We start from the raw sequence: 6,539 nt of genomic DNA, 5'->3' as shown, positions 1-6,539 counted from the left end.
GCCTTCAACGAAGACCCCGAGAAGGTGTTCCGCGTCCGCGACCTGCACGAACACCTCGGCCTGCCCACCGACGAGCCCTCGATCAACGTCACCCGCTCCCGGCTGGGACGACTCGTTCGCCAGGGATTCCTCGAGCAACCCGGACGTGGCCGCTATCAGAAACGGACTTAACGCCCTCTCAGATCGATGTCATTTCCTCAGGCTACCCAGCCGGCTGCGCCGGACCTCCTGAACCTGCATCGGCGGCCGTCCGTTCTATCCACTCCCGTACCTTCACTGCTTGCTCGATGCGGTTGACGATGTCCTTCTTGGACGCCGTGTCCAAGGTCTCCGGGATCTTGTCGAAGGTGTCGGGAAGGACGTCGAGGAGGCCCCAGATCTGCTCGCCGGTGCTGACGGTCAGCAGTTGCTGGCACCTCCACTGCAGCGGCACCTCAGGACGGTGCGTGAGCCGCTGCACGAGTGTCGGGAACAGGTAGTGCGTCGCTTCTGTGGCGAGGTGCTCGCGTAGCCAGTCGACCGGGAGCCGCTGGCTAAAGCCGTGCAGGGCGGCCTCCTGGGCCAGGTCCAGGAGCTGAGCGGTGTCGACGGCTCGGACGGTGCGGGGAAGGGTCGGGGTCATGTCGCGATGATGCCAAGAAGCCAGTGCGGCGCCGAGAGGTCAGCTGGGACGGGATGCGATCTGCTGACGGGCAGGGCCCCAGACATCCTCGAACTCCTCGAAGGTGAGTTGTTCGGGGTCGTGGCCTTCCCATTCCGAGACGGGCAGCTCGGTGGTGATCCCGAATCTGCTGTCGTCATCACCGAGGCGGCCTGCGTCGCGGGCCCGCTGCCACTCAGCGAGGGAAGCAGCTGCGATCGGGATCAGCTCAGGCCCTTCGAGTTCGACCTGCCGAATCACCCAGCCTTCGGCGTTGACCTCGAAGTAGAACCAGGTGTCTTCCTCGTCCCAGTAGCAGCGCATCCATGTGGTCACCAGGCCATGATGTCGGGCCAGATGCGCCGCCCTACTCCGCTCATCTCATGGCAGGGCGATGAATCCTGCGGATCGGTCGAGCTGGAAAGGAGAACCGACCCGGGTTGGATCCCAGCCTTGATCCCGTGCCTCTCGAATGCTGGCAGCAACGTGAGCCGGACGAATGGGCTCCGTCTCAACGCCCACCCAGTTACTGGGATGGGCCTGACCGCTGGTGACGATCAAGGTCGCGCCCGGCTGGCTGCCGCTGGCCGCTTCAACTGCATAGGTCATCGGTGTCCAGCAGAGTCCCTGCATGTAGGAGGGCTTCCTGCGGATCCGCCAGCGGTACTCGATCCCGTCAACGGTTATGCGCCGGGAACCCTTCTTGTTCAGCGCCATCTTCGCCTCCTCCGCTGTTGGACTCTGCTGTGTCGCCGCGGTCGCGAAAAGCAGGTTGCACACGAACGTCCCGAGCGTTGTCGCCGACAAGCGCCTGCGGGACTACGGATGGGTTGATCAGCCCATAATTGGAGTCAGTGCCGAGCGACCCGGCGCATCGCACCCGCCCCGGGTGCATTCACCGCGATCGGAGAGCATCGTGAAGAACAGCGCGTTGTGGCGAGTGGTTGACAACGAGAGTGGTACCCAGTCCATCGTCAGCACGCCCTCCGAGGCGGTCGCGTTCGTCAACAGCCGGTTCGACACCGATGACGACGAGCCGTTCAGCATCACCAAGGTCGGCCCTCTCCTTCCGAAGCCGCTCGGGGTCATCACCGCATGGGCGGCCAAGAAGGACGGCGAGCGAACCGACGGGCGTACTGCGCCGATCATAATCAGGCCGGTTGTGACGGATAACGCCGTCGAGTGCGATGATGTCGTGCTTTGGGGCGACGTGTATGTCTCCTGGGACCACGACATGTACACCGTCGAGGGGCCGGACGGCTCCGAGTACAGCGAGGCTGACAGCGCAGCCGAGTTGAGCGAGATCCTCGACGAGTACGCTGGCGACTACGAGTACGCGCCTGAAGGGTCTGACAGTCACACGCGGCCGAACCCACGAGAGTTGATCCGCTACGGTGCCCAGGAGTGTGCCGACCGGTTCGGGCACCTTGACGACAACGCGCTGCTGTGGCTCGCTGCCACCCGCATCACGCTCGCCCTGTGGCGCAACACACCCGTCGAGAACTGGCATGCCGGGAAGAGTCCGCTGCACGACGGCACGATGATGCGGATCAACGCGGCAACCACCCGGATCGTGCGCTCGATGCTGTCGTTCGACCATGTCGACTGGATCGCTGTCGGTCTCGCGATCGTCAACCCATCTCGGGTTCTACCGACAGGGCAGTCCGTGCTCGAGCTCGGGCTGGCCTGCCACAACCCTGACGACCCGGCGCACGAGGTTGATCCGCGAGAAGATCTCGCAGAGATGGCACAGGGCGCGATCGATTGGGGTCGAACGTACTGCCTTCGCGAGAAGGAGTTCGGCCTGCGAACCCTGATCGAATTCTTCTGCGCGTTCGGCAACGGCTGGTTTGGAGCACCGAGTTGGGGGCGCATCGTCGATCGGTTCCTTACGGCTGTCGACGACCGGGAGAATGCGCACTGGCGCATGCACCGGGACGAGCCTTGGTTCGACGAGTGGTTCACCAACCGCCCGGCCGACATTGCGGACACCACGGAATTTCGTCGGCTGCTCCATGCCGGGCCTGACCTGCTGTCCGAGGAGGCCGCCGAATGGTGCGTGGATGGTGCCATCGGCTACGTCTGCCAGGACGACCACGCGAACGGCTGCCCGCGGTGCGGTATCCCGCTGGCAACGGAGGCGCCCACGCCGGACCTGAAGCAAGGTCACCCGAACGAGTGATGGGATTGACCAGCGATTCTCGATCCCGTGTCAGATCGGCCAGTCACATGACATAGCGACTGAGAAAATGACACGGGATTTGAGAACCTACAGGGACGCCGCTCAGGTCTGCGCCATGTCCACGAACCGCGAGTAGTGGCCCTGGAAGGCGACCGTGATGGTGGCAGTGGGACCGTGCCGGTGCTTGGCAACGATGAGATCGGCCTCCCCGGCGCGCGGAGACTCCTTCTCGTAGGCGTCTTCGCGGTGCAGCAGGATGACCACGTCGGCGTTGTCTTCGAGTGCCCCGGAGTCTCGCAGGTCACTGATCATGGGCTTCTTGTCAGTGCGCTGTTCCGGTCCCCGGTTGAGGGTGGAGATGGCGACGATGGGCAGCCGAAGTTCTTTGGCCAGCAGTTTCAGGCAACGGGCGATCTCGGAGATTTCCTCGTAGCGCGAGTTGAGCTGCCTCGTACCAAAAGTGAGCATGTGAACGGCGTCGACCACGATGAGTTGGACGCCCATACGGCTGTGCAGGTATCGGCAGTGGGCTCGAAGGTCGTGCAGGTTGGCGTAGGAGCCGTCCTGGATGTAGATGGGCGCGGCGCTGATGTCGGGCATCCGGCGGGCCATCCGGGTCCAGTCCTCATCGGTGCACGTGCCGGAGCGAATGTGGAAGAGGGAGACACGGGCTTCCGCTGACAGGATCCGCATGCCGACTTCCTTGCGGTCGGCTTCGAGCGTGAACAGGGCCGTAGGCAGGTTATGCGTGATGCTGGCGTTGCGCAGGAAATCCAGCGCGAGCGTGGACTTGCCCATGGCCGGCCGGGCCGCGACGACGATGAACTGACCGGAGTGGAGTCCGCCAGTCAGAGCGTCCAGGTCGGTGAAGCCTGTGGGCACACCCGGCAGGATCGCGTCACGGCTGCCAGTTGCCTCGATCCAGTCGAGTGTGTCTTCCATGACGTCCCCCAGAGGACTTGCTGGGGGCAGCAGGGGACGCCGCGTGGTCGCCGCGAAGATCTCCGCCTGCGCAGCGTCCGCGATCCGGTCCGCCGAGTCCGGCTCCGCATCGGCGACCAGGTCTTCGATGTGGACAGCAGCGGCCTTCGTGCGGCGCAGCAGGGCAGCGTTTTCCACGCGTTCGGCGTCGGCGATCCACTTCCGCGAAGGTGAAGGGCCGTCGACCAGCGCGGTGATGTAGGCGGCACCCCCGGCTTCGTCCAGCTGTTCCTGGTCGCTGAGGTGGGCGATCACCGCAGCGGGATCCGTTGGCTGGCTGCGCCCGTACAGGTCGAGGACCGTGTTGTAGAGCAGGGCGTGGGCAGGCCGGTAGAAGTCGTGGCCGTTGAGGACTTCGACGATGTCGGCGATCGCGTCCTTCGACCGCAGCATCGCCTTCAGGACGCCTTTCTCGGCGTGCAGATCGTGCGGGTGGTGCAGTGCGGTATCGGCGTCCTCGACGGTCACCTTGGAATCCCCCTCCTCGTATCTTCTCCCCGAGTGGCCAGGCAAGTGGCCAGAGGTGAGCGTATCTGCGGCGCCCCGACGGCAGGAGCTGATCGTCTCTATGGCCCTCGTGGGGATAATGACGCTCACTTCCCGTTGCCGTGCCGGCCGAGGAACTTTACGGTTCACGGCCGACGCGCGGGTTCGCGCGGAAGGAGCTGCCTTTGGCGTTGAACGGCGGCTTGGATGGCAGGGTCGGGCAACGCTGGTGCTGGCTGCCATCGCCGCGCGTGTGTACCGTCCGGGCGGGCGGAAGGCGATAGGGCGGAGGGCCGTAGAGGGCCGGTGATGTCCCTCTTCACCAGACGGATCCGGCGCACGGTCTGGGAGCCGAGTTCGACGTTGATCCGTTGGATGAGAGCGTCTGCCAGGAGCTTGACCTGGGTGATCCAGACGGTGGAGGACCCGCACAGTGTGAGGGTTCCAGATTTCCGGTCGAAGCCTGCCAGGTCCACGTGGCCGACCAGGGGTCCGGCCACGGAGACCCAGCAGTTGAGCAGCGTCGCCTCGGTCTCGCTCCAGAGCCCGTGCTCGGAGAACATCTCAAGCAACGCCTGCCCGAGCTGCACCGGTGGTGTCCGTCCGCGCAGTTGCCTGCGAACGGCAGGGGAAGCCGATCGCTCGGTGAAACGGTGCAGACGGGCATCTTCCCTGGCCCGCCGCAGCATCATCCGGGCCAGATCCAGGCGTTGCTCACCGCTGGCCGCCTCTTCACGAGTCATAGGTCGACCTGCTGGCGGAAGGTTGGGGTGCCCCAGACACGTACGACGTTGTGATCGGTGAACGCGTACACCAGCCGGTAGGCGGTCGCCGGATGCGGCCCTTGCCGCAGCTGCGCCAGGTACTCCTGTGCCTCCGACTCGCTGCGTCGAGGTGTTCCGCACACCTGCCAGGCTTGCCCATTCCACATCTCGGGGATCCAGCGCTTTTGCGGCTCGGGCTGTTCGGCGCGCAGCCGGTGCCGAGACTGCACCCGCGCTGCGGGGGCTTCGTCGTCGGGGTCGGCGAAGCGCGGTCGGGGCGGTGTACGACGACCTGCCCGGCGGCGGGTCTCGCAGAGCAGGCACAGGTCTGCGGCGTCGGGGTCGACCGGTCCGTTCGGGTGTTCGGAGCATCGGGTGACCGGCTTGGGCGTGCTGATCGTCTCGTCCAGCAGGGCCAGCGCGCGTTCGAGGTCCTGGCGGATCTCCTCCACGTTGGGGACGGCCTCGCCGCCGGTGAGCCGCTGTTCGTGTTCACCGGCGACGCGCAGAGCACGACCCAGCGCGGCGACTTGGGCGTGGTTCATGGGCGGACCTCTCCTTCGTCTTCGGCACTTACCGGGGATCCGTCGTGCCACTGTGCCGGGACCAGAGCCCTTGATCAGCGGCTTGGCCATGGGCTTCGGGCCAGCCGGAGCCGCATCGCCCGCCACAGCTCGCCCGCGCCCGGGCTGGTGGTGGGCTGGCTACGGTGCAGGCCCGGGCAGCAGGCATCGTGAGCCACCTTGGCGGTGCCATAGTCACGGTGGTGAGGTCCCGGCCAGGCGATCCCGCCGGCGAGATGGTAGACCTCGCGGTCGGCGAAGTGCCGAGCCGGGTACTCGCCCGGCATCAAGGCGATCCACGCCACTTCCTTGTCGGGTTCCTCGCCCTCAATAGCGGAGACGGGGGCGGCCCCTGCCTGGGGGCGGTAGATGTTGATCCCGTCGTAGTCCATGGTCCGATGACGGTGCGTGGGAAGGCCACAGGCCGGACACGGCACCGTCAGCTTGCGCCCCCACGCCGGCACGAGATCGTCAGCCGGGCCTTGCTGGGGAGGAACACTCATCGCCACCCACCACCTCCGACGTGTGAAGGGCCGCAGGGGCCGGCTCGCCCAGGCGGCAACGTCCAGGCTAGCGACTCGGGTTGACACGACCTTGGCTATCGCCACATCCGATGACACAGCCGACTGCCGTCGGTGCCTGGAGCACGCGGAGCTGGCCGAGCTTGTGGCGCAGCAGCTTGACGCGTGCCAAAGCCGGGCCTCCCAAACGGGAGGCCCGGCTTCGCGCTGCGGTGCCTTGTTCCGGCGTTACCTGCGCGTCACGGCCCGTGGCTGGGGCCGGTCCGTACCTGCGACCGGCTATGTTCCGTCGCCTTCCGGTCAGCGTCGGTGGCTGAAATCGGTGACAGCGCTCGGCGTTGGCAGGTTGCTGGGCGCTGGGGACCCTGGGCGCCGACTGCCTCGGGGAGGGGTGTCCTGGGG

The 6,539-nt window shown here is 66.0% G+C and carries 8 protein-coding genes; 1 reads left to right on the top strand and 7 read right to left on the bottom strand.

Features of this window, described 5'->3' with window-relative positions; genetic code table 11:
- Nucleotides 1-202: 202 nt before the first annotated feature.
- Genes C1I97_RS28345 through C1I97_RS28335 form a run of 3 tightly spaced genes read right to left on the bottom strand, consistent with a single transcriptional unit; the run spans nucleotide 203 to nucleotide 1,357 of the window.
- A complete protein-coding gene (locus C1I97_RS28345; RefSeq protein WP_111005981.1) occupies nucleotides 203-622 on the bottom strand; it encodes a hypothetical protein in 420 nt (139 codons plus the stop codon).
- A gap of 39 nt (nucleotides 623-661) precedes the next feature.
- Entirely contained in the window at nucleotides 662-964 is a 303-nt protein-coding gene (locus C1I97_RS28340) for a hypothetical protein (RefSeq protein ID WP_111005982.1), read from the bottom strand.
- A gap of 57 nt (nucleotides 965-1,021) precedes the next feature.
- On the bottom strand, nucleotides 1,022-1,357 hold the full coding sequence (locus tag C1I97_RS28335) for a hypothetical protein (RefSeq protein WP_111005980.1): 336 nt from the start codon (nucleotides 1,355-1,357) through the stop codon (nucleotides 1,022-1,024).
- 199 nt (nucleotides 1,358-1,556) lie between these two features.
- On the opposite strand from C1I97_RS28335, the gene C1I97_RS28330 reads away from it, so the two are divergent.
- Nucleotides 1,557-2,822: a hypothetical protein gene (locus tag C1I97_RS28330; RefSeq protein WP_258382774.1), complete on the top strand. Its 1,266-nt coding sequence runs from the start codon at nucleotides 1,557-1,559 to the stop codon at nucleotides 2,820-2,822.
- Between the two features lie 102 nt (nucleotides 2,823-2,924).
- Here the strand turns inward: C1I97_RS28330 and dnaB are convergent, their stop codons facing one another.
- From dnaB to C1I97_RS28310, 4 genes are all read right to left on the bottom strand, one after another.
- A complete protein-coding gene (gene dnaB, locus C1I97_RS28325; RefSeq protein ID WP_441349161.1) occupies nucleotides 2,925-4,196 on the bottom strand; it encodes a replicative DNA helicase in 1,272 nt (423 codons plus the stop codon).
- A 239-nt stretch (nucleotides 4,197-4,435) separates the two neighbouring features.
- Entirely contained in the window at nucleotides 4,436-5,032 is a 597-nt protein-coding gene (locus C1I97_RS28320) for a DciA family protein (RefSeq protein ID WP_111005977.1), read from the bottom strand.
- Nucleotides 5,029-5,598, bottom strand: coding sequence for a hypothetical protein (locus C1I97_RS28315; protein WP_111005976.1), 570 nt, complete (start codon nucleotides 5,596-5,598; stop codon nucleotides 5,029-5,031). The genes C1I97_RS28320 and C1I97_RS28315 overlap by 4 nt, the downstream gene beginning before the upstream one ends.
- 74 nt (nucleotides 5,599-5,672) lie before the next feature.
- Nucleotides 5,673-6,008 carry a DUF6083 domain-containing protein gene (locus tag C1I97_RS28310; protein ID WP_111005975.1) on the bottom strand — a complete coding sequence of 112 codons (336 nt, stop codon included), beginning with the start codon at nucleotides 6,006-6,008 and terminating at the stop codon, nucleotides 5,673-5,675.
- Nucleotides 6,009-6,539 lie beyond the last annotated feature (531 nt).

It is taken from the genome of Streptomyces sp. NTH33, assembly GCF_003236365.1.
GTDB lineage: Bacteria > Actinomycetota > Actinomycetes > Streptomycetales > Streptomycetaceae > Streptomyces.
The sequence above is the reverse complement of the archived record's forward strand: the minus strand, read 5'-3'. Positions and strand labels throughout refer to the sequence as shown.

Bases quoted from the DNA above. Each gene is read 5' to 3' on its own strand.
- C1I97_RS28345 (WP_111005981.1), bottom strand. From the start codon at position 622: ATGACCCCGACCCTTCCCCGCACCGTCCGAGCCGTCGACACCGCTCAG.
- C1I97_RS28340 (WP_111005982.1), bottom strand. From the start codon at position 964: ATGCGCTGCTACTGGGACGAGGAAGACACCTGGTTCTACTTCGAGGTC.
- C1I97_RS28335 (WP_111005980.1), bottom strand. From the start codon at position 1,357: ATGGCGCTGAACAAGAAGGGTTCCCGGCGCATAACCGTTGACGGGATC.
- dnaB (WP_441349161.1), bottom strand. From the start codon at position 4,196: ATGCTGCGGTCGAAGGACGCGATCGCCGACATCGTCGAAGTCCTCAAC.
- C1I97_RS28320 (WP_111005977.1), bottom strand. From the start codon at position 5,032: ATGACTCGTGAAGAGGCGGCCAGCGGTGAGCAACGCCTGGATCTGGCC.
- C1I97_RS28315 (WP_111005976.1), bottom strand. From the start codon at position 5,598: ATGAACCACGCCCAAGTCGCCGCGCTGGGTCGTGCTCTGCGCGTCGCC.
- C1I97_RS28310 (WP_111005975.1), bottom strand. From the start codon at position 6,008: ATGGACTACGACGGGATCAACATCTACCGCCCCCAGGCAGGGGCCGCC.